Consider the following 22,248-nt stretch of genomic DNA (forward strand, 5'->3'; position numbering starts at 1 on the left):
CCTCGATGAATCAGGAAAAGAACAGTGCGCTTGCTTGCGCGCGGCTGATGGTACTGCGGTGGATGGCGATCAACTCCTGATTGCTGCTGGTTTCGCGCCAGTCATAAGCACCGCCCAGACGTCGTTGGTCGACGGTCTTCAAGTGTGCGGCAGTGAATGATCCGATGGGGTCGCCAAGGCCTGCGTAGTGGAAGTGCGCGTACCAGAGAACCTTACGGGTCGGCTTGTCGACAATCTCGTACTCCGCCAGATAGTCTTTGCGCGGGCCTTTGAGACGTCGACGCGCGGTGGCTTTGCCAATCGTCACTTCACCCTCACTGATCAGCCATTGCACCCGCGCTGCAGTGGGCGCCTGCTGTTTGGTCATTTCGATGCGCGTGGTGCGGCCCTTGGCATACAGCGCGGTTGCTTCACTATCGAGTTGCTGGCGCAGGGTCGTGGCGGACGTGCCTTTGCTTTGTGTGAGATTGCCCGCGCTCAGGGCCTGATCAATTCGGTCCATGACTTCACGCAGCCGTCCGGCATGCAGATAGTAGATCTCCTCGATTTCCGTCGGGATTCGCTGCGCCCGGTCGATGTGAGCTTGAGTACGCCGCTTGAAGGCCGGCAACTCGTCGAGCAGCACCTGGCCGGCCTGAAGGCTTTTCGACAGGTCAGCTTTTGGTTTGGGCGGGGCTGGCGGTTTGACCGGAACCCTTTCCAGCCAGACCCCCGGCGATTTTTCATGAAAGGTCGCGATCACCTTGCCCGTCAATGGCGCCACCACATCGACCAGATGGCTTTCCTGACCCCCTTCGCTGCGACGTGGCTGGCCAACCAGTGTGCCCTGGTAGCGCGTTTTAATGATCTTGCGGATCGGTGTGGCTGACGCCTTCGACGGCCCGGCAATCGGCTTCAGCAGACGTTGCTCGCGCAGCATCGTTGACAGCGATTGCACGGCCTCCTGATGGAATTGGCCGACGCGTTTCTGGATGAGCTCAAGGCGCTCGATGATCAGGTGTTGTGGATACTCGGCCACAATGTCGATGAATCGCTGGTCGATGACGTCGAATTGCTCCACCAGATTGTTCAACGCCTCGACACGCTCATCCAATTGGTTGAAGCCTTCATCGCCAGTGAGGTCAAGCGCGCTCTGTATGTTGAGTGCGGCATCTTCGATCAGGCTTTCCAGGGCCTTTCGCGCGTCCTCGCGGGTTTCACCGGATCCGGCCCTGAGACACAGCTCCTGACCGAGCGTGATTTGCAGCATTTTCAGGTCGTGCAGCGAGAAGGGTGGAAGCTTGGCCTTGTACTCACGGCTGACCTCGGCGGCTTCTTTACCGAGCAGGCTGAGTTCGGCGAACCGGGTATGGGCGAACTCGATCTTGTCGATGATCCCCTGTGCCCGGTCGGTCATCTGCTCAAAGGGGCCCGAGCGATCGGCTTCGGGGGCGCTGCGATTCTCGTCGAGCAATTCAAGAGTGACACGCAGACTCTCGCGAAAAGTGGGATAACTTTCATCGATCCACGCCTGCATGAGGAACAGTTGCAGGGAGATCCGGTCAAGCATCGCGATGCGATAGTTGGGTATCGCCTCCAGCAGGTTCAATGCCTTCAGGTTTTCGATGTGGGACGTATATTCCTTGACCTGGGCGTCGAGCGTGTCGAGAAACTGCTGGCGCGCAACGTCGGCGGTTTGCGGCGTGGCTTCCAGCATCGCCCGTCGGACATTGACCAGTTGCAGGCGTTTGTCCGCTAACCCGGCGTCGAAAGCGGCAATGCTTACTTTCTGCTGACGCAACTGTTCCTGATTCTTTTTTTGCAATTGCTCGCGCCGGTTTTTCAAGCCGCCGCCGCGCAGTCGCAGGCCGGCATTCACAAACCATTTGCCGCGCACGGTACTGATCAGCAGTGGCCCGACGCGTGGCGGTTGCTGGCGCGAGTCAATGATCTGCACTTCATTTTCAGGGCTGAGCGCGACCTCGAACCAGCGCGTATCGACCTGGGCGTACCACGTTGTACCGTCGCTGCTCAGGTGTTTGTATGGACCTTCCGTGGATGGGGCGGCAAGGTTCTGTGGCGGATCGATCTTGAAGGCTTCAAGCACGCGGAAGAGATTCGCTGGCGCCTGGTTCAATGCACCCAAGGTGTGCAGCGACAGTTCGTGAGCGGTTGGCAACTGCGGGCCGTCGATATCGGGTAGCCGAGAGAATGGGACAGGTGCCGGCACTACTTTTTCCACCTCCGGCAGCAAGATTTTTTCGCGCTGGACAGCCATCTTGCCGGATGGTTTTTGGCGCATGGCGGCTTTGTGCGCGAGCACCATGCCGAGTGTCAGCAGGATATCGGCGATGGCTGTCCACACCTGGGATTTCTGCTGCGGCTGTTCCTGAGCATCGGCCACCTCCTGCAAGTCATCCATGATTTGCCAGATCCATGCCGCCGTGCCGAGGCTGCGCCCCAGAAACGGCAGTGCGGCATTGAACAGCGCCCAGCCGCCGCGCTTGCAGGTGGCCCAACGCGCTTCTGCATTGGACACCGACCGGCGATCGGCCTGGGTGATCAGCGCCTGCGCGTTAGTGCGGAACAGGGTCTGCAGCAGATCTTCTTCTATCACCCGGTTGCCCAGTCTCACGGGGCCGGCCAGATCGGGAGAGAGCGAGGGATCGACCAACAGTTGCGGCACGCTCCATACCGATGGCAGCGCTCCCGGAAACACATATTGCGCGTAGTTGAAACGGACACTGTCCGGCAACCAGGCAAGAACTGACTGGCGCAGGGTGTGGGAGTGCTTGATCGCATACAGCAGATTGGCTGTCGACGGGTACTGCAGCAACGGTGGTTCAAGCAGCGGGCGATACAGCAGGCAAGGGCCGGTATCCTGCACGCGGGGACCGATCACGAACATGTTGACCACCTCTGCGCGGGTGTCTGTTTCCTTTCCCGTGAGGAATGCAAGCGGGCGAACCACGATTTCCTGGCCATCGACAATACGGTCGATCTTTTCTGCTGCCAATGCGGCAGCGACATAACGGTAACCCTGTTCGTCGATGCCGAGCTCGCCGCGGATCTTGTGTTGCAGCGCCAGTAGCGGCAACTCAAGCGGTAATTGACGGGTGTAGAGCAATTGCAGGCGCGAGGCTTGGGCGCTGTCTTCGAACAGAAGGGTCTTCAGTCGGGTCGGGTAGGTTTCACCGATATTGACCTCAGTGACGAGACTTTCCAGATACGCCGGCGTCATCCAGGTCGGCACGGCGGTGCCGTTGCGATAGCGCACCGACTTTTCACCCAGAGGCAGACCCGCCAGGTTCTGCAGGGCCAGTTCGATGAGTGTCAGGGTCAGGGTCTGTTCTTGTCCCGGCGGGATGAAAGTGCCCCAGACCACCACACTGGTGACGGTTATTTCGACGTCTTGCAGATCGAAAGACTGCGTCGGCTGATGGCTGATTTTGCGCTCCAGCGCGTCGCGGGTGAATGTCTCGATGCCCGGGATTTCACCCTGAAAGGTGCTCCCGGCGTTCTGCCGTTGCACCGCCACCAGGTCGAGCAGGTGACGGCTGTAGCGGGTCTGGTCGGCGGGAGTGGCAGTGTCCAGCCAGCGTGGAAGCGAACGCTTTGTGTGCGCGAACCTCGGGTCGCTGCGCTCGTCCATGGGGTGTCGGCTCTGGACTGCGGCTCTTGAAGGCTGCAGGACCGCATTGTCCAAGTGTTGGAAGTGATTGATTTCGCCGATCGCCTGGGCTTCGAGCGCAATCAACGCGCAGGCCCAGTGGTGGAAGAAGTTGCCTTGCGGTTCGAACAGTCGCCAGTTCACCGTCATGCCGGTGACATCGTTCTCCAATGGCCATTGCAGCGATTGTCCCAATGCCTCGAACGAATCGAAACATTGAAATCCCTGGGTGATCGAGTGGGTGATAATCAGCGTCCGATCGCCCAGCGTGCCTGCCAGTACCGCAGTGTCGAGGATAATTTGGTGTACAGATTCGGCACCCTCACTCAGATCGAGGTCGATCAGGCAGGCACGGGTCTGATAGTTGTCATCGGGTAATCGGGTGGTCTTGTCTGGGCGATTGAACACCGCATGGGCCATGGCCCTTTGGTCTTCATCCCAGCCGTTGTCAGCGCCGACATTCCATTGTTGCTGCAAGGCACGTGACAGTTGGTGCCAGCGTGGTTGTGCCGCAGCGGTGTTCTGGTTCCAATAGGCCAGTTGCTGCTCCTGATACGCGGTGAACAGCAACGGCGCAAACTCGTTGAGCAGGGCTCCGATTTCCTCGATCGCCACCGCAAGCTGGACCATCGATTCGCGCCCGGGCTGCTCGACGAGAAAATGCTCGTCATTGATGTAGACCACGACTGTGCCGGACAAGGCCAGCCTGACCAGCACATCGCTGAGCGACTCGAACCACACGGGGCCGGCGACAACCCCGGTGTCCTCGATCAGCCAGGTCGGTGTGCCGACCATGGCCAGGTCCGGGTCAATTGTCAGCTCTGGATACTGTTGCGAGAGCGCCGCCCGCAAGGTTGTCGAGGCAACTTCGGTGAGCGAGGGGCCGCTGACCAGTTGAGTGAATGCATCGGGTGCGCCGGGCGTGGTGATTTCGGGCATGAGCTTATCCTTGCTGAGGGTAGAGGCCGCCGTGCTTTACGGCGGCGGATCAACGCAAGGTAGTGGTCGGGACAGGTCGCTTGGCGGTAGATAGATATCGCACCCAAAAAAAGACCCGCATCAGTGCGGGTCTCGTTTTTGGGGCTGTATCAGGTCCCCGACTTGATTTTGGTCCAGGCCCGGGTCCGCGCACGTTCGGCATCACGGGGTAGCGGTTGCAGGGTGTAGAGCGTGCTCATCGCCGTGTCGGTCGGGTACAGGTTCGGGTTGTTGCGGATCGCTGGGTCGACCCGTTCCGTGGCGTCCTTGTTCGGGTTCGGGTAGCCGACGAAGTCGCTGACCGGTGCGATCACCGCTGGTTGCAGCAAGTAGTTGATGAAGGTGTAAGCGTCGTCGGTGTTTTTCGCACCCTTCGGAATCGCCAACATGTCGAACCAGATCGGCGCACCTTCTTTTGGCAAGCGCATGTCGACGACCACACCGTTCTTGGCTTCCTTGGCGCGGTTGGCCGCTTGCGAGAAGCTGCCGGAATAACCGACCGCAACGCAGATGTCACCGTTGGCGATGTCAGCCATGTATTTCGACGAATGGAAATAGGTCACGTACGGGCGGATCTTCATCAACAAGGCTTCAGCCTTGTCGTAGTCCGCCGGCTTCTTGCTGTTGGGGTCCAGGCCAAGGTGTTGCAGGGCCAGCGGCAGGATTTCCGATGGCGAGTCGAGCAGGGCGACGCCGCACTGCTTGAGTTTGCTGATGTTCTCTTCCTTGAAGATCAAATCCCAACTGTCTACCGGCGCATCGGCACCGAGGGCGGCCTTGACCTTGTCCGGGTTAAAGCCGATCAGGATGGTGCCGTACATGTACGGCACGGCGAATTTGTTGCCCGGATCGTTGGCCTCGATCAGCTTCATCAGCTTGGGATCGAGGTGGTTCCAGTTCGGCAACTTGCTGCGATCCAGAGGCTGGAACACCCCGGCCTCGATCTGCTTGGCGAGGAACACATTGGACGGCACCACCACGTCATAACCGGAGTTGCCGGTCAGCAGCTTGGCTTCCAGCGCTTCGTTGGTGTCGAAGATGTCATAGATCAGTTTGGTCTGGGTGTTCTGCGCCTTGAAGTCTTCCAGGGCCTTGGGGGTGATGTAGTCGAACCAGTTGTAGACGCGCAACGTTCGTTCTTCGGCGTGCGCCGCGCCGCTGAGCACCGTGGCGCACAGGGCTGGAACAATAAAGCGCTTAAGACTTTTCATGCTTGTACTTCCTCGTTAAGCGCTTTCAAAACCTTCGAGAACGTTCACGGCATTGATGCCGATTTCTTCGACGGCGTAACCGCCTTCCATGACGAACAGCGTCGGCACGCCCAGGCCGGCAATGCGCTTGCCCATGGCCAGGTAATCCGGGCTGTCGAGTTTGAATTGCGAGATCGGGTCGTCCTTGAACGTGTCGACGCCCAGGGACACGACGACGATGTCGGCGCCGTAGCGTTCGATCTCTTTGCAGGCCTGTTCGAGCGCTGTGCTCCAGGTCTCCCAGCCTGAACCGGCGGCCAACGGATAGTTGAAGTTGAAGCCTTCACCGGCACCTTCGCCCAGCTCATCTTCGTAGCCGAGGAAGAACGGGAACTCGGCTTCCGGGTGGCCGTGGATCGAGGTGAACAGCACGTCGCTGCGTTCGTAGAAAATCGATTGGGTGCCGTTGCCGTGGTGGTAGTCGACGTCGAGGATCGCGACTTTTTTGTGGCCCTGATCGAGGAATGCCTGTGCGGCGATGGCGGCGTTGTTGAGGTAGCAATAACCGCCCATCAAATCGCCGGCGGCGTGGTGTCCCGGTGGACGGCACAGGGCGAAGGCACTGCGGGCGCCGCGCTGGATTTCCGCTTGAGCGGTCAACGCCACTTGCGCCGCGCTGTACGCCGCTTGCCAGGTGCCGGCGGTAATCGGGGCGCCGCCGTCGAAGCTGTAATAACCGAGTTCACCGTGCAGGCTGGTGGGTTTGATGCGGCGCAGCGTGCGCGCTGGCCAGGTGTAAGGTAGCAAGTCACCGTCGGTGTTGAACTCTGTCCAACGGGCCCAGGCGCCTTTGAAGAAGTCGAGATAGTCGCGGCTGTGAATGCGTTCGATCGGCCCGAGGCCGAAATCCTTCGGTGCTTCGACGGGGCCGAGGTTCTGTTTTTGCACCCGTGAAAGCACGTGGTCGGCACGCGAAGGCATTTCGAAACAGGGCTTGAGTTGCCCGTCTATCAATTCGCAACGGCCGTGGTGCAGGTGGTGATCGTCCGAGTAGATCGTCAACATTTCTTGTTCTCCGCAGGCTGATTCGGTTGAACACAGTCTTGCGGCGATGACGGATTTGGAGAACGGCAGGAAAGGCCAAAAGGGGATTGATATGGCCAATAAGTTTGACCGAAATTCGCCCCTTGTTAGTGCGGCACACTCAGGACCGCGATCGCCTGGAGTTAGAGAGTTAAAACTGTCGCAGCACGGGATGCGCTCCACCGCTATTTGGACCGTCGATCTGAAAAAACAGCGTCTACTATATTCCGATTGGTTTCGGCGTTGGCAAGGCCTGGAAGTCTGGTAGCAACGTTCTTAACACCTTCGTTGAGCCGCAGTGAACCGTAGAACGCACAGGCGATGGCCTACCGCAGTTCACCCTGTTCGCCGGGATCAACGTCACCCTTGGAAAATAAGGATATTTTTATGCATGGTTTGCTTCGTTCCGCAGGCTTCAGCGTGATGGGTCTAGCCTTAAGTTGCGGTGTGGTTGCACAGGCGGCCCCCCTTGATACACGTATAGGTCAGGTGGCCATGGAAGGCGAGCTGCCTGCCCGTGAGTCCATCGCCAAACTCTATGCCGAATTGGATTATCAGCAGGCCACTCAGGCTTATCTTTGGGCCTTGCCATTGGTGTCCTACGCCCAATGGCAGGAAGAGTTTCGCGATAAACTTGGCGCCCGCAATGGCGACTTAATGGTGCTCAACAGCTACGAAGACAAACTCGGGGTGATCACCGCCAACGCGACTACGCCGTATATTCTGGGCTTCGTCGACCTCAACGAAACCGGCCCGCTGGTTATCGAGTTACCCCCAGGTCCTACCGCTGGCGGAGTCGGCGACTTCTGGCAACGGGCAATTATCGACATGGGCCAGACCGGGCCGGACAAGGGCAAGGGTGGTAAATACCTGATCTTGCCGCCGGGCCAGGAGCCACCGGCCAATGCCGGTCAATATTACCTGGCCAAATCAGAAACCATGAACGTGCTGGTGGGCTTTCGCGTACTCGATCCGGACCCGGTCAAGGGCAAGGCGCTGGTCGAACAGTTCAAGATGTACCCGTATGCGAAGCGCGCCGAACCGAGCAAAACCAAACTAATGTCGCCTGGCGGCAAACCCTGGTCGGGTACCCAGCCGCGAGGCATGGGGTACTGGGAGCGTTTGCATCAGATCGTCCAAAAAGAGCCGGTCAACGAACGTGACCGCTTCTACATGGCCATGCTCGCCAGTCTGGGCATCGAAAAAGGCAAACCGCTCAAACCGACCGAAGCTCAACGCAAGGCTCTGGAGCAAGGCGCGCAAATGGGTGAATTGATCGCCAAAGCCAACACCTTCGCCAAGCGCTTCCCTGGCGCTCAGTTCTGGCCGGACCGCCAATGGGACATGGTGCTGAACATCGCCGATCCGTCACAGCGTGTGGCCTACTACGACCAGTTGTGGGAGCGCACCGCCTGGTTCTATGAGGCAGTGACCAATACCAAAGGCATGGTTTCCAAAACACCAGGGTTGGGTCAGACCTATCTGGGGGCCTACACCGACAGCGCCGGCAATTGGCTCGATGGCGCCAAGCATTATCGCCTGCATGTTGGAGCCAACCCGCCTGCAAAGCAGTTCTGGTCGATGACCCTGTACGACATCGACAGCCGATGCTTGATCGATAACCCACAACGCAAGGCTGATTTGTCTTCACGTCAGGATCTGAAGAAAAACCCTGACGGCTCGGTTGATCTGTACTTCGGCCCGACCGCACCCAAAGGCTTCGAAAACAACTGGGTGCAAACCGTACCGGGTAAACACTGGTTCAGCTACTTCCGACTGTATGCGCCGACAGAAGCTTATTTCGATAAAAGCTGGAAACTCGATGACATCACGGCTGTGAAGTAACACCTGAAACGCTGACTGATCATCCAAGGGACGAAATCATGATCATTGAACGACCGACTCGTTTGTTACTTGCCAGCCTCTCAGTATTGCTGAGCAGTTCCGCCTTGGCAGATTTCAGTGCCAGCCCCGAAGAGGCTCGCCGGATCGCCAAAGAGGCTTATCTCTATGGTTTCCCGGTGGTAGAGATGTACAAGACCTTGTATGCCCAGGCAGTGGACAAGGGCGGCTCGAACTTCAAGGCACCGTTCAACCAGATCGGCAATACCGCCAAGGCGTTCACCGCGAAAGACACCGCAATCATTACGCCCAACGCAGACACACCTTACTCGTTTGTCTGGATGGATTTGCGGACAGAGCCGGTGGTCCTGACGCTACCCAAGGTCGAGGACAGCCGTTACTACTCAGTGCAACTGATCGACCTTTACACCCAGAACTTTGCCTATCTGGGCACCCGCAGTACAGGCAACAATGGCGGGCACTTCATGATTGCGGGTCCCGACTGGAAAGGCCCGCAACCGGCCAACATCGACCGGGTGATCAATAGTGAAAGCAGCATTGCTTATGCCTTGTACCGCACGCAACTGTTCGACGATAAGGACTTGGAGAAGGTCAAGGCCATTCAGAAAGGCTACAAGGTCCAGCCGCTGAGCGGTTACCTGGATCAGCCCGCACCGAAACCTGCGTCCAAGGTGGATTGGCCAAAACTTGAAGCCAATATGAGCGACAGCCCGGAGCTGTTTCGCTACCTGAATTTCATGCTGGCCTTTGCCCCGTCTCAGGACGTGGAAAAAGACTTGCTCGAGCGATTCGCGAAAATCGGCATCGTGGCAGGCCAGCCATTCAACGTCGGCGCACTCACGGTCGACCAACGTAAGGCCCTGGAGGACGGCATCAGCGATGCCAAGGCTGAATTCGCCGAGTTCAAGAAAACCAGAGTCGACACCCACGAAGTGACCAGCGGTGACTTTTTCGGTACTCGCGACCACCTTAAGGGCAATTACCTATACCGCTACGCCGGCGCTGAAATGGGGATCTTCGGCAACTCAGCCGAAGAAGCGAACTACATCGGTTACTTCACCGACAAGAACGGCCAACCGGTCGACGCCTCCAGGCACGACTACACGCTGCACTTCGACAAGGGGGCACTCCCCCCGGCCGAGGCGTTCTGGTCGCTGACGATGTACGACGGCAAGAACAAATTGCTGTATGCCAACCCGCTCAATCGCTACCTTATTAACTCGCGCATGTTGCCTGACCTCAAACTCGACAGTGACGGCGGGTTGACCCTCTACGTGCAAAACAAGGCGCCGGCCAAGGACTTGCAAAGCAACTGGCTGCCAGCACCAAACGGACCGTTCTACGGCGTGCTGCGCTTGTATCTGCCGAAACCGGAAGTCACCAACGGCCAATGGAAAATGCCGCTTCTGACGCCCGTAAACCAACAGAATCAGTAAACGGATTTAGTCATGATCAAGCCTTTCATAATGCGTCCCTTGCTGGCGCTGTGCATGGTCGGCGGTAGTCCGCTAGTAATGGCGGTCGAAGGCGGAGTTGGCCGTCCTATCACTGGCCAGCAGGTGTTTTCCAATGCCGGTATCGTGCCGCCCGAACCCGGTTGGGTGATGTCCCTGACCAGCATCTGGTACGACGGCGATCTTAAGGGCAATGCCCAGATACCCATTGTGGGCGCCTTGAGTACCGGCCTGGACTTGAATATTTCCTACACCATGGCCAACTTCACTCACATCTGGGATACCGGCAAGGGCCGCTGGAACTACGCCTCGGCCGTAGGCGTACCGGTGCAGTACACCGATATCACGGCGAGCATTACCGGCCCCCGTGGCGGAGTCCTGGGTGGTGACGACCAGGCCACGCAATTCGCCGACATGCTGGTCACACCGATCGCCGCCGGCTACCACTTCGACACGGTCAACCATATCTCGTTTTCGCTGCCGATCTATGTGCCGACGGGTGCCTACAACGACGATCGCCTGGCCAATGCCGGGCAGAATACCTACACCTTCGTGCCCACCGTGGCCTTCACCCATCTGGACGGCAAGGGCGGTGAATTCACGCTGTCCAGTGGTCTGGAGTTCTACACCGAGAACGACGCCACGGATTATCAGAACGGTGACCTGTTTACCCTTGATGCCCTGTGGACACACGGCTTCGGCAATGGCTGGGCGGCAGGGTTAGCGGCGGGTTATATCCAGCAAATCAATGATGACACCGGTGATGGTGCGAGCAGCGGGTTTCGCGGGCGTTCGGTAGGCGCTGGCCCAGTGGTGAGCTGGGCCGGAAAATTCGCTGACGCCCAGGCCAATTTCAGTGTGCGCTGGGTGCCGGAGTTCGATACCAAGAACCGGCCTGAAGGTAACGGTGTAGCCGTTAACATGACGCTGGCATTCTTCTAGGTGGAGGATGCTGGAGGCCGCGAAATACGAGGCCTCCATGCGAATCTTCAGTGAATGCAGTATTTGCGCACAAAGCAAAACCCCTGTGGGAGCCTGCTCGCGATGGCGGCGGCTCAAGCACTCGATTACTCAAGGCCTGAACTGGCTCGGCGCCACACCACTCCAGCGCACAAACGCATGCCGAAAACTTGCGGTCTCACTGAAACCCAACGCCTCGGCGATCTGATAGATCGGCAACTGATCCTCACAGAGCATTTGCTTGGCCTGCTCGAAGCGCAGTTCATCGAGCAATTCTTGATAGCTGCAACCCATATCCTTGAGGTGCCGGCGCAAGGTCCGCGCCGAGCAGTTCATCTGTTCGGCCAGGCCTTCCAGCCCGGGCGCGGCGTTCAATTGCGCACTGAGCAACTGCCGGATTCGCCCCAGCCACGCCTGGCGCCCGGTGAACTCAAGGTTCTGTTTGCGGCATCGCTCGGCCATGGCTTGATGGGTAATCGCATCAGCGAGCGGCAACGGTTGATCGAGCCAGCGCCGGTCGAAGGCGAAGGCATTGTTCGGTGCGTCGAAGTGCAGCGGGCAGTCGAAGTGTTGCGCGTAGCTCGCTTCGTAGTCGGGCGCGGCATGCTCGAAGCGTGCGGCAACCAAGGGCAGGGGATGGCCGAGCAGATCGTCACACGTGACTTTCAGCGATACCAGGCAGAACTCAGCATTGAACGTCGCCATGGACGGGCTCTCGCGGTAGTCGGCGGCAGCGAACCAGACACGCTCGCCGTCGTCTTCCAGGCTCAGTTCGAAAAGTGTTCCCAGCAACGCCGGATAGCGCATCGCCAACCGCAAAGCGTCACCGAAGGTGGCACTGGTGAGCAGCGCGTAACCGAGAATGCCGTAGCAGGAAACGTGCATCCGCCGGCCCAGCTCCAGGCCGATATCGCGTTTGAGTGCGACAGCGTTGGCGCAAACCTGCATCTCCTGATTGGTGGTGATGCGTGTGTCGGCACGGTTCAGATCCGCCGCACTGATGCCGCTGCCGGCCAGCAGCGCCTCGCTGGACAAGCCTTCGTCCTTGAAGGTGTTGAGCACCAGAGAGACAGCATTGAGCGTGGTGAGGTGGGAGTGGAGCATAGGAATTTCCAGCCTTGGGATGGCTGTAGCGCAGCAAGTTACATGCCGACGCGAAAAACTGTAGGAGCGAGTTCGCTCGCGAAAAATTCAAAGGCGCCGTTGGACATTTGGTTTACGCGTAATCGTTCACTACCTTCGTGAGCAAGCTCGCTCCTACAGGGATTTGAACCGTGTCAGTTGAGTTCGCCGCAGAGGTCGAGCTCGATCAAGCGTCGGACTTGCGCCGTGTCGAGCCCCGACCCCAGCAGTGCATGCAATTTGCCGAACGCCGCCTCACGGGTCATGCCGCCACCGGACAACACGCCCACACCGCGCAAGCGACTGCCAGCTTCATAGACATCCAGTTCAACACCGCCCTCATGGCACTGCGTCACCGCGACCACCACCACGCCGTTGTCCCGCGCACGGCCGAGGCTGGCGAGGAACTCAGGGTTATCGCTCGGGCCGGTGCCGCTGCCGTAACACTCCAGCACCAGACCCGGAATGCCGCTGTCGAGCAGGCCATCAACGATTGCGGCGCTGATACCTGGAAACAGCGGCAACACGGCGACATTCGCCAATTGTTTAGGTTGGTTGTAATTCAGTTGTGTTGGAATCGAAGTCGCCTTCACGCCACCGCCCTGACGCTCCAGGCGCTTGAACGGATGCCGACCGAAGCTGCGTACCTTCGCGCAACGGGTCGGGTCCAGCCGTTCGCCGTGGAAGTACAAATGCACACCCGGCGCCAGGCCCTGGCCCAAGGCAACCAGCGCACCACTGAGGTTCTCCCAGGCATCGCTGTCGGTCACGCCGGCCGGCAGCATCGAACCGGTAAAGCACACGCGGGCATGCAGCCCCAGCAGCTGAAAACTCATCGCCGCAGCGCTGTAGGCGAGGGTGTCGGTGCCATGCAGGATCAGCACGCTATCGCAGCCCTGAACGTCCACCGCATCGACCACCGCTTCGCGCAGTTGCTGCCAATACGTCGGGGTCATGTTGGCGCTGTCTATCAGCGGTGACATCTCACGAAAGCGCCATTGCGGCACCACCAGCTCCGGCTGGCTGTGCAGGTATTCGCGCATCCGCGCTTCGAAACCGGACGCCGGAGCCAGGCCATTGGCGCTGGCCTGCATGCCGATGGTGCCACCGGTGTAGAGCACCATGACGTGCTGGGCGGCAGGGTAGGTCGAGGAATTCATGGGGATCTCCGAAATCGATGACTTCCTTGTGGGAGCGAGCTTGCTCGCGATAGCGGTGTGTCAGTCGATATGAATATTGAATGTCAGTCCGCATTCGCGAGCAGGCTCGCTCCCACATGGGATTTCCGCACTTTAACCGATCAGTGTTGCGCTGCGGTCGTGGCCTTTAGCGTCGCTTCAGCCTGAGGTGCAGGTGGATTGGCCGGCCAGGCCTGGCGATCCAGATCCAGGTCCGGGAACTTGGCAGAGTCGAAAACCGGCGTTTTGATCCCTGCGGCGCGCTGGTCATCGTAATCACCCAGGATGCGCATGCCGACCTTGAACAGCAGGAACAGCGCGATCAGGTTGACGAACGCGAGCAGGGTCATGGTGATGTCGGCGAAGGCAAACACGGTGCCGAGGTTCTCGATGGCGCCCCAGAAAATCAACACCAGCACCAGTGCGCGATAGCCCATCAACGCCTTGCGGTTTTCACCGATCAAAAAGCGCAGGTTGCTCTCGCCCAGGTAGTAGTTGTAGAGAATCGAGGTGAACACGAACAACGCCAGCGCCACCGAGATGAACATCCGGCCCCAGTCACCGACCACGGCGGCCAGCGAGTTCTGGGTCAGGGCAATGCCATCGCCTTCGAAGCCCGGGGTGTAGAAACCCGAGAGCAGAATCAGCAACGCGGTGCAGGTGCAAATCACGAAGGTATCGAGGAACACGCTGAACGCCTGCACCACGCCTTGCGCCACCGGGTGTTCGACCGCTGCAACCGCTGCCACGTTCGGTGCACTGCCCAGGCCCGCTTCGTTGGCGAACACGCCACGCTTCACGCCCATGACAATGGCGCTGCCAATCAGACCGCCGAAGGCCTGGTCGAGACCGAACGCGCTCTTGACGATGGTCATCAGCATGCCTGGCACCTGATCGAATTGCAGCACGATCACATAGATCGTCACGCCGATGTACACCAGGGTTTTAACCGGCACCAACAAGTCAGCGACCTTCGCGATGCGCTTGATCCCACCGATGAACACAAGGCCCAACAGCACGGCCAGGCCGATGCCGGTGTAAGTCGTGTCCAGACCGAACGCATTGTTCAACGAGTGAGTCACGGCATGGGCTTGCAGGCCGTTGAAGGCGAACCCGAAAGTCACCAGCAACAGGAACGCCATGAGCATCCCCAACCAGCGTTTTTGCAAACCGTGCTGGATGTAATAGGACGGGCCGCCACGGAACTGGCCTTCGGAATCGCAACGCTTGTAGAGCTGGCCGAGGGAGCATTCGAAGAAGCTGCTGGACATGCCGACCAGTGCGGTCACCCACATCCAGAACACCGCACCGGGCCCGCCGAGGGTCACGGCAATACCGACGCCGGCAATATTGCCCGCACCGACGCGGCCGGCGAGGCTGAGCATCAACGCCTGGAACGAACTGAGTTGCCCGGCGCTGCTTTTGAGGCTGTCGCGGAACACCGCGAACATGTGGAAGAAGTGACGCAGTTGAACGAAACGCGAGCGGATCGTGAAGTAGCTACCGAGCCCGACAATGAGCACGATCAGTACTTTCCCTGAGAGGAAGTCGTTAATGACTTCGAGCATGGATAATTCCTCGCTGTTTGTTGTGTAGGCAAATGCTCGCCGGAACAGACACATCGCGTTAACCCGCTGGCGCACGGCACAACAGGCGAGGCGAAGAGTTCGTCCCGGTTTCATATCGCGGGTTGGTTATTAGTTCGGGTTTCGCATGGGTTGAGGTCTCGCTACCGACGACCGCTCATGCGAAGAGGGGCGGCACTATACCGATGCTTTCATGCGGGAGCGAGCCTGCTCCGGGCGGCGCTACGACGAAGGGGCCGGAACGATCACCGCTCATCCCCCGTCACGCCTATTTTGAAACATCTGTCGACCACGCCGGTCAATTCCGACTGCTAGGCTCAATTTCAGGCCTTATTCGACAGAATCCTTCCCCATGTTCGCCCGTCTGCTGTTTTTCTGTGGTCTGTGCATGGCCTGCGCTTCGGCCATGGCCATGACAATCTACAAGTCCACCGATGCCAATGGCGTGGTCTCTTACAGCGACCGCCCCACAAAAGGCTCCAAGGTGTTCGTTTTTCGTGATCGGATGGTCGAGAACCTGGGGCGTCAGGTGTATTTCGTCATCATGAAGAAGGGCGGCGTCGACAGCGTGTATGTGCGCAACGACCTGTATGCGCCGGTGGAGATCGAATTGAGTTTTACCGGTGTGAAGAACGTCAGCGGCGCACCGGGCCGGCCGATCCGGCGGGTGATACCGCTGCGCACCAGCGTTCGTCTGGCGCAGCTCACGGCGAAACAAGCCACTAAACCGCTGGCGTACATCCCCAAGCTCAAGTATTCGCTGGGTGACCCCTCGGGCACCGCCGTGGGCTATCGGTATCCGTTGCCCTGGCGTGGTGGCCCGTTCCGGATCAGTCAGGGCGCCAATGGTCCCTATAGCCATTTCGGCCCCAAGAGCCGTTATGCCATAGACATTGCCATGCCTGAGGGCACGCCGATCATTGCCGCGCGGGGTGGGGTGGTGGTGAAAACCGAAAACAGCCAGGCTGGGCGCGGCACCGATGCGTCCGGCAATTTCGTGCGGGTGCTGCACAATGACGGGACCATGGGTGTGTACCTGCACCTGAAGAAAGGCTCGGTCAGGGTTCGAGAGGGTCAGAAGGTAGCGGTGGGTAGCGCATTGGCCCTGTCGGGCAACACCGGCAACAGCACCGGGCCACACCTGCACTTCGTGGTGCAGCGCAATACCGGGCTGGGGCTGGTGTCGATTCCGTATCGGTTCAGTCAACCGGTGGGGGCGCTGCCCAACTTTGCGTTGGGCAAGCAATAAAGCCTAGAAGCAAAAGATCGCATCAATCCAGCATCAACACCTTGGCCAGAATGATCTTCGGCCCTTTCATCTTCTTGATGATGATCCGCAGGCCTTCGACTTCCAGCACTTCTTCCTCTTCCGGCACGCGCTTCAGGCTTTCATAGACCAGCCCGGCGAGGGTTTCGGCTTCAACGTGATCCAGATCGATACCCAGCAGGCGTTCCACCTTGAACAGAGGCGTATCACCGCGCACCAGCAACTTGCCCGGCTGATACGCGAGGATGCCGCGCTCGGCCTTGCGGTGTTCGTCCTGGATGTCGCCGACCAGCACTTCCAGCACGTCTTCCATGGTCAGGTAGCCGATGATGTTGCCGTCGGCCTCTTCGACCACGGCGAAGTGCGAGCCGCCCTTGCGGAACTGTTCCAGTAACTGCGACAGCGGCATGTGCCGGGAGACGCGCTCCAGCGGACGGGTCAGTTCGGCCAGGTTGAACGACTCGGGAATGTGGTCCAGGGCCGCCAGTTCCAGCAGCAGGTCCTTGATGTGCAGCAGGCCGACGAACTCCTGGCGCTCGCTGTCGTACACCGGATAACGGCTGAACTTGTGGCGACGGAACATCGCCAGGATTTGCTTGAGCGGGGCGTTGAACTCCAGGGTGACCAGGTCTTCACGGGAGTTGGCCCAGTCGACCACTTCCAGTTCGCCCATCTCGACCGCCGAGGCCAGCACGCGCATACCTTGGTCGCTCGGGTCCTGGCCACGGCTGGAGTGCAGGATCAGCTTCAGTTCTTCACGGCTGTAATGGTGCTCGTGATGCGGGCCGGGCTCACCTTGGCCTGCAATGCGCAGGATGGTGTTGGCGCTGGCGTTGAGCAGGTAAATCGCCGGGTACATGGCCCAGTAGAACAGGTACAGCGGTACGGCGGTCCACAGCGACAGCAGCTCGGGTTTGCGGATCGCCCAGGATTTCGGGGCCAGCTCGCCGACCACGATGTGCAGGTACGAAATGATGAAGAACGCGGTGAAGAACGACACACCTTTGACGATCTCGGCCGACTCGACGCCCACAGCGCTCAGCAATGGCTCAAGAATGTGCGCGAACGCCGGTTCACCAACCCAGCCAAGGCCCAGCGAGGCCAGGGTGATACCCAATTGGCACGCCGACAGGTAGGCATCGAGCTGACTGTGCACCGTACGCAGGATGTGCCCGCGCCAGCCGTGCTGTTCAGCAATGGCTTCGACCCGGGTCGAGCGCAATTTGACCATGGCAAATTCCGCCGCAACGAAAAAACCGTTGAGCAAAACCAGGATCAGAGCAAAAAGAATCATGCCGAAGTCGGCGAAAATTGTAGCGAGGGTCAAGCCAGGGGAAGGGTCCATGATGGAGTTTTGCGGTTTCCGTGTATTCGAAAGGAAAGAAAAATGTGCACCTGAAGTGCAGGCACAAGTCAGCCAATGTAGCGGCTGACTTGGCGATTGCCTAGGGGGCGTTCTCAATTAGTTTCCCCACCGCGCCGGGTCTGCTGTTGTGCAGGACAAGGCGCGAGAAGCGCGGTTTGGTTATTCCAAATAAGCTTCGAGCAACGCAGCCCTGCACAACAGCAGGCCCGGCCCTTCGGGTTGTGCCTTAAAGTGGGCCAGGCTGCGTTGCAGGCCTTGGAAAGGGAACACCATTCCCAGCGGCCTGCGCCTTGCCTGGCCCGCTTTAAGGCGACAACGCGGTGGGGAAACTAATTGAGAACGCCCCCTTGCGTGTGCTGGTCGGTATCAATCGGCGGTGCTGATGACCCTGGATTTGCTGACCTGCGCGGGCGCGAAATGGCAGGTGAAGGTGCTGCCATGGCCCGGTACGCTGCTGATTTCCATCCGCGCGCGGTGGCGCAGCAGCACGTGTTTGACGATCGCCAGGCCCAACCCGGTGCCGCCGGTGTTGGAGTTGCGGCTGGAGTCGACGCGGTAGAAGCGTTCGGTCAGACGCGGCAGGTGTTTACTGTCGATGCCGATCCCGGAGTCTTGCACGCTCAGGTGCGCGCCCTGTTCGTCACCCCACCAGCGAATGCGGATATTGCCTTCGGCCGGGGTGTATTTCACCGCGTTGAACACCAGATTGGAGAACGCACTGCGCAATTCCGCTTCGCTGCCCTTGAGCAGGGTGGTCGGATCGGCTTCCAAAGTAATGCGCTGGTTTTTCTGCCCGGACAGTTGCTGCGCATCGCTCTTGATCGATTGCAGCAGACCGTCGATGGCCACGGGCTGGTTGTCCGACGGGTAATCGGTGGCTTCCAGCTTGGCCAGCAACAGCAAGTCGTTGAGCAAGGTCTGCATGCGCCCGCCCTGCTGTTGCATTTGTTGCAGGGCGCGGGTCCAGCGCGGGTTCACTTCCTCGACGTTGTCGAGCAGGGTTTCCAGATAGCCGCAGATCACCGTCAGCGGCGTGCGCAGCTCGTGGGAGACGTTGGCGATGAAGTCTTTGCGCATCTGTTCCAGTTGATGGATGCGTGTGACGTCGCGCACCAGCATCAGGTGTTCATTGTTGCCGTAGCGGGTGATGTACAGCTGAATGCGCACGCGGTCGTTGGTCGGCGACGGAATTTCCAGCGGCTCGGCGTAGCTGTCCTGCTCGAAGTATTCCTTGAAGCGCGGATGGCGTACCAGGTTGGTCACCGGTTGGCCGCTGTCCTGCGGCGTCTTCAGGCCCAGCAGGGTTTCAGCGGCGCGGTTCCACCATTCCAGGTTGCCGTCGGTGTCGAGCATGATCACCGCGTCTTTCAGCGCGGCGGTGGATTCCTGGACCCGATCGATGACTGCTTGCAAGCGTCCGCGTACTCGCTGGTCGCGGCGTTGCAGGTGATAGATGCTGTCGAACACCTCGCCCCACAGGCCATAGCCATCGGGCGGTGCTTCATCGGGTTTGTGCAGGCGCAGCCATTCGTGCAGGCGCAGCAGTTGCTTGAGGGTCCAGGCCAGGTAAATACCCAGGCCTGCGGCGAGGCTCCAGCCGTAGTAGCCGGTGATCAGGCCGATCACCAGGCAGGCGGTGACCAGCAGCAGCATGTGGCGAATCAGGGTGCCATGCCAGTTTTGGTTCACTTGACGCGCGTCCTTGTCAGCTTGTCGGGCGGTAAAGGTCCGGGTCAGGCTTTGGTAGAAAAGCGGTAACCGGTGCCGCGCACGGTTTGTACCAGATTTTCGTAGGCATCGCCGAGGGCTTTGCGCAGGCGACGGATGTGTACGTCGACAGTGCGTTCCTCAACGTAGACGTTGCCGCCCCAGACCTGGTCCAGCAACTGGCCACGAGTGTAGGCACGTTCCTGGTGGGTCATGAAGAATTGCAGCAGGCGGTATTCGGTCGGGCCCATTTCCGCGGGTTTGCCATCGATGGTCACGCGGTGACCGATCGGGTCGAGCAGCAGGCCGCCGACTTCAATCGGCGCTTCGCCATCGGTAGGGCCGGCGCGGCGCAGCACGGCTTTGAGGCGCGCCACCAGCTCACGAGGGGAAAACGGTTTGGTGATGTAATCGTCGGCGCCGACTTCCAGGCCCTGGATCTTGTTGTCCTCTTCGCCCTTGGCGGTGAGCATGATGATCGGGATATCCCCGGTCAGCTCATCGCGCTTGAGGCGGCGGGCCAGTTCGATACCGGACGTGCCGGGCAGCATCCAGTCGAGCAGGATCAGGTCCGGCTTGCGGTCGACGATGATGGCATGCGCCTGCTGGGAGTTCTCCGCCTCCAGGCAGTCATAGCCGGCCATTTCCAACGCAACGGCGATCATTTCGCGAATGGGCGCTTCGTCGTCGACGATCAGAATGCTCCTGCCAACCATGCCTTAATCCTCTTGTCATTTAACTGTCTTGCGCGCATTAGATAACGGAATTATTGCAGTCGTGTGACAGTATTTTAGTCGGCCGGCGATTGCCACGATCCTGGACTAAGCTCTAAGTCCGAATCCTGACAACTACAAAAGGAAGGTTTCCATGAATCACCTTGCTCAATCCTGGAAGGCACTGCTGGTCACGGCTGCGCTAACGCTGCCGACGCTGGCCTTTGCCGCCGACCCGGCGATGATGAAAGACGGCATGATGGTCGACCACAAAGGGATGACCCTGTACACGTTCGACAAGGACTCGGGCGGCAAGTCGATGTGCAACGACGACTGCGCCAAGAACTGGCCACCGATGATGGCACCGGCGGACGCTACGGCCGAAGGCAAGTGGAGCGTGATCAAGCGTGACGACGGCAAGATGCAATACGCCTACGACGGCAAGCCGCTCTATACATTTGTGAAAGACACTAAACCCGGCGACATGACGGGCGACAAAATGAAGGACGTCTGGCACGTGGTCCACGAGTCGCAGAAGTAACGCACGCGAGTGCAAACCTGCCCCGGTTTCCGGGGCAGATTTCGTTTAGCGCAACCCGTAATCCAGCACGATCCCGACGAAAATTGCCAGCCCGGCCCAATGGTTGTGCAAAAAGGCCTTGAAACAACGCATCCGGTCCTTGTCGCGGGTGTACCAGAACTCCCAGGCAAAGCAGCCTGCCGCCACCGCCAAACCAAGGTGGAACCAGCCACCGAGCTCGAATTTCGACCCCGCCAGCAGCAGGCAGCCCAGCGCCAGGCCTTGCAGGATCAGGATGATCACCCGATCCGCCTCGCCAAACAGGATGGCCGTGGATTTCACGCCGATTTTCAAATCGTCATCACGGTCGGTCATTGCGTAATACGTGTCGTAGCCCACCGTCCACAGCAGGTTGGCGATCCAGAGCAGCCACGCCGCTGCCGGCAGTTCTCCGGTCTCGGCGGTGAACGCCATCGGCATGCCCCAGGAAAACGCCGCGCCCAGCACCACTTGCGGGTAATAGGTGTAGCGCTTCATGAACGGGTACGTGAAGGCCAGCGCCAGCCCGCCCAATGACAGCCAGATCGTCGGCGCATTGGTGCACAGCACCAGCAGAAAACTCACGCCCATCAGCAGCGCAAAAAACACCAGTGCCTCTTTGGAGCTGATCTTGCCGCTGGCCAATGGACGTTGCGCGGTGCGCTTCACATGGCCGTCGACCTTGCGGTCAGCCCAATCGTTGATCACGCAGCCGCCCGCGCGGGTCAGCACCACGCCGAGGACGAAAATCACGATGTTGGCCAGTGACGGCGAGCCTTTACCGGCAATCCACAGCGCCCACAACGTTGGCCACAGCAGCAGGTAAATGCCGATCGGCTTGTCCATGCGCGTCAACTGAATGAAATCCCAGGCCCGAGGGTTCAAGCGGTTGAGGGACTTGAGCAGGCTCTGGTACATCAGCAGTTCTCCGGATGGGCGCGGGCGGCGCTCCACAGGGTCGGCAGGAAAATCTCGGCCACCAGCACGCTCAGGGTGCCGCGATCGAAGCGCGAGCGGCGGCCCCACAACTCGGGGGCTTGTACTTCGGTCGGGAGCCAGTCTTGAGGATAGTGGCAAACCTCGATGGCGCGGCGCTGGAACGCGTGGTCGCAAAACAGCAACTCGCCCAATGAGCGGCTGCCCAATTCGTCCATGTGCAAACCGTCACCCTGCAATGCACTGCGCGATGCGACGCTGCGGGCAAACACCCACGCCTGGCCATGCCCGCGCAAATACACCTCGCGCACCCAGCCCTCGCTGCCTTCGGCCAGGTCCAGCGCGGCGCATTCATCGGCGCGCAAGGTCTGCCAGCCTTCGAACAGCGGCGTGACGCTGAAGCCTTCATTCGACAAGCGGGTCAGGCGCCGAGTCAGCGATCCTTCGTCGAACAGCCAGTCGAGGGTAGAGGCGTCGGGGAGCGGAGCGAGTTGGCTTCTGGGAACCCAGAACGGGGATTTTGAGTGCGGCACAGTACGTCATTATTGGCAGCAAAGGAGGCGGCGAGCTTAACATGTCAGCTGATAAATTTGAGTGATCCGGCCGCCCGTTGCGCCGAACAGGCTTGCATCTGCGC

At 59.5% G+C, this 22,248-nt stretch carries 16 protein-coding genes and 1 pseudogene; 6 read left to right on the forward strand and 11 right to left on the reverse strand.

Annotated elements, in window-relative coordinates:
* Positions 1-10: 10 nt before the first annotated feature.
* The 3 genes from ACNYC6_RS14040 to ACNYC6_RS14050 form a co-directional block, all read right to left on the reverse strand.
* Positions 11-4,588 (reverse strand): dermonecrotic toxin domain-containing protein, encoded by a 4,578-nt coding sequence (locus ACNYC6_RS14040; RefSeq protein ID WP_419712770.1) that lies wholly within the window; start codon positions 4,586-4,588, stop codon positions 11-13.
* A gap of 149 nt (positions 4,589-4,737) precedes the next feature.
* On the reverse strand, positions 4,738-5,838 hold the full coding sequence (locus ACNYC6_RS14045) for a polyamine ABC transporter substrate-binding protein (protein ID WP_419712771.1): 1,101 nt from the start codon (positions 5,836-5,838) through the stop codon (positions 4,738-4,740).
* A gap of 15 nt (positions 5,839-5,853) precedes the next feature.
* Entirely contained in the window at positions 5,854-6,882 is a 1,029-nt protein-coding gene (locus ACNYC6_RS14050; protein WP_419712772.1) for a histone deacetylase family protein, read from the reverse strand.
* Positions 6,883-7,072: 190 nt separating this feature from the next.
* Here ACNYC6_RS14050 and ACNYC6_RS14055 point away from each other — a divergent pair.
* The 4 genes and pseudogenes from ACNYC6_RS14055 to ACNYC6_RS14070 form a co-directional block, all read left to right on the forward strand.
* Positions 7,073-7,277 (forward strand): annotated as a pseudogene (locus ACNYC6_RS14055) (hypothetical protein); the annotation flags it as partial.
* Between the two features lie 10 nt (positions 7,278-7,287).
* A complete protein-coding gene (locus ACNYC6_RS14060; RefSeq protein ID WP_419712773.1) occupies positions 7,288-8,745 on the forward strand; it encodes a DUF1254 domain-containing protein in 1,458 nt (485 codons plus the stop codon).
* 41 nt (positions 8,746-8,786) lie between these two features.
* Entirely contained in the window at positions 8,787-10,199 is a 1,413-nt protein-coding gene (locus ACNYC6_RS14065) for a DUF1254 domain-containing protein (protein WP_419712967.1), read from the forward strand.
* Between the two features lie 12 nt (positions 10,200-10,211).
* Entirely contained in the window at positions 10,212-11,159 is a 948-nt protein-coding gene (locus tag ACNYC6_RS14070) for a SphA family protein (RefSeq protein ID WP_419712774.1), read from the forward strand.
* A gap of 129 nt (positions 11,160-11,288) precedes the next feature.
* Here ACNYC6_RS14070 and ACNYC6_RS14075 read toward each other — a convergent pair whose 3' ends face one another.
* The 3 genes from ACNYC6_RS14075 to ACNYC6_RS14085 all read right to left on the reverse strand — a co-directional run bounded on the left by ACNYC6_RS14075 (position 11,289) and on the right by ACNYC6_RS14085 (position 15,045).
* Positions 11,289-12,281, reverse strand: coding sequence for an AraC family transcriptional regulator (locus tag ACNYC6_RS14075; RefSeq protein WP_419712775.1), 993 nt, complete (start codon positions 12,279-12,281; stop codon positions 11,289-11,291).
* Positions 12,282-12,454: 173 nt separating this feature from the next.
* Entirely contained in the window at positions 12,455-13,459 is a 1,005-nt protein-coding gene (locus ACNYC6_RS14080) for an asparaginase (protein ID WP_419712776.1), read from the reverse strand.
* A 140-nt stretch (positions 13,460-13,599) separates the two neighbouring features.
* The gene (locus tag ACNYC6_RS14085) at positions 13,600-15,045 is read right to left on the reverse strand and encodes an alanine/glycine:cation symporter family protein (RefSeq protein ID WP_419712777.1); all 1,446 of its coding nucleotides are present in this window, start codon (positions 15,043-15,045) and stop codon (positions 13,600-13,602) included.
* Between the two features lie 370 nt (positions 15,046-15,415).
* Between ACNYC6_RS14085 and ACNYC6_RS14090 the strand changes: the two genes are divergently transcribed.
* Positions 15,416-16,312, forward strand: coding sequence for a peptidoglycan DD-metalloendopeptidase family protein (locus ACNYC6_RS14090; protein WP_419712778.1), 897 nt, complete (start codon positions 15,416-15,418; stop codon positions 16,310-16,312).
* Between the two features lie 22 nt (positions 16,313-16,334).
* On the opposite strand, the gene ACNYC6_RS14095 is transcribed toward ACNYC6_RS14090, so the two are convergent.
* The 3 genes from ACNYC6_RS14095 to phoB form a co-directional block, all read right to left on the reverse strand.
* On the reverse strand, positions 16,335-17,675 hold the full coding sequence (locus ACNYC6_RS14095) for a hemolysin family protein (protein ID WP_416128716.1): 1,341 nt from the start codon (positions 17,673-17,675) through the stop codon (positions 16,335-16,337).
* Between the two features lie 387 nt (positions 17,676-18,062).
* Entirely contained in the window at positions 18,063-19,349 is a 1,287-nt protein-coding gene (gene phoR, locus ACNYC6_RS14100) for a phosphate regulon sensor histidine kinase PhoR (RefSeq protein WP_419712968.1), read from the reverse strand.
* Between the two features lie 80 nt (positions 19,350-19,429).
* Positions 19,430-20,119, reverse strand: a complete 690-nt coding sequence (gene phoB / locus ACNYC6_RS14105; RefSeq protein WP_034149326.1) for a phosphate regulon transcriptional regulator PhoB — start codon at positions 20,117-20,119, stop codon at positions 19,430-19,432.
* Positions 20,120-20,270: 151 nt separating this feature from the next.
* On the opposite strand from phoB, the gene ACNYC6_RS14110 reads away from it, so the two are divergent.
* Positions 20,271-20,657: a hypothetical protein gene (locus ACNYC6_RS14110; RefSeq protein WP_419712779.1), complete on the forward strand. Its 387-nt coding sequence runs from the start codon at positions 20,271-20,273 to the stop codon at positions 20,655-20,657.
* 45 nt (positions 20,658-20,702) lie between these two features.
* Here the strand turns inward: ACNYC6_RS14110 and ubiA are convergent, their stop codons facing one another.
* The gene (ubiA, locus tag ACNYC6_RS14115) at positions 20,703-21,593 is read right to left on the reverse strand and encodes a 4-hydroxybenzoate octaprenyltransferase (protein ID WP_419712780.1); all 891 of its coding nucleotides are present in this window, start codon (positions 21,591-21,593) and stop codon (positions 20,703-20,705) included.
* Positions 21,593-22,144 carry a chorismate--pyruvate lyase family protein gene (locus ACNYC6_RS14120; RefSeq protein WP_419712781.1) on the reverse strand — a complete coding sequence of 184 codons (552 nt, stop codon included), beginning with the start codon at positions 22,142-22,144 and terminating at the stop codon, positions 21,593-21,595. Before ACNYC6_RS14120 ends, ubiA begins: the two co-directional genes overlap by 1 nt.
* Positions 22,145-22,248 lie beyond the last annotated feature (104 nt).

Source organism: Pseudomonas sp. NFX224 (genome assembly GCF_048565165.1).
Lineage (GTDB): Bacteria > Pseudomonadota > Gammaproteobacteria > Pseudomonadales > Pseudomonadaceae > Aquipseudomonas.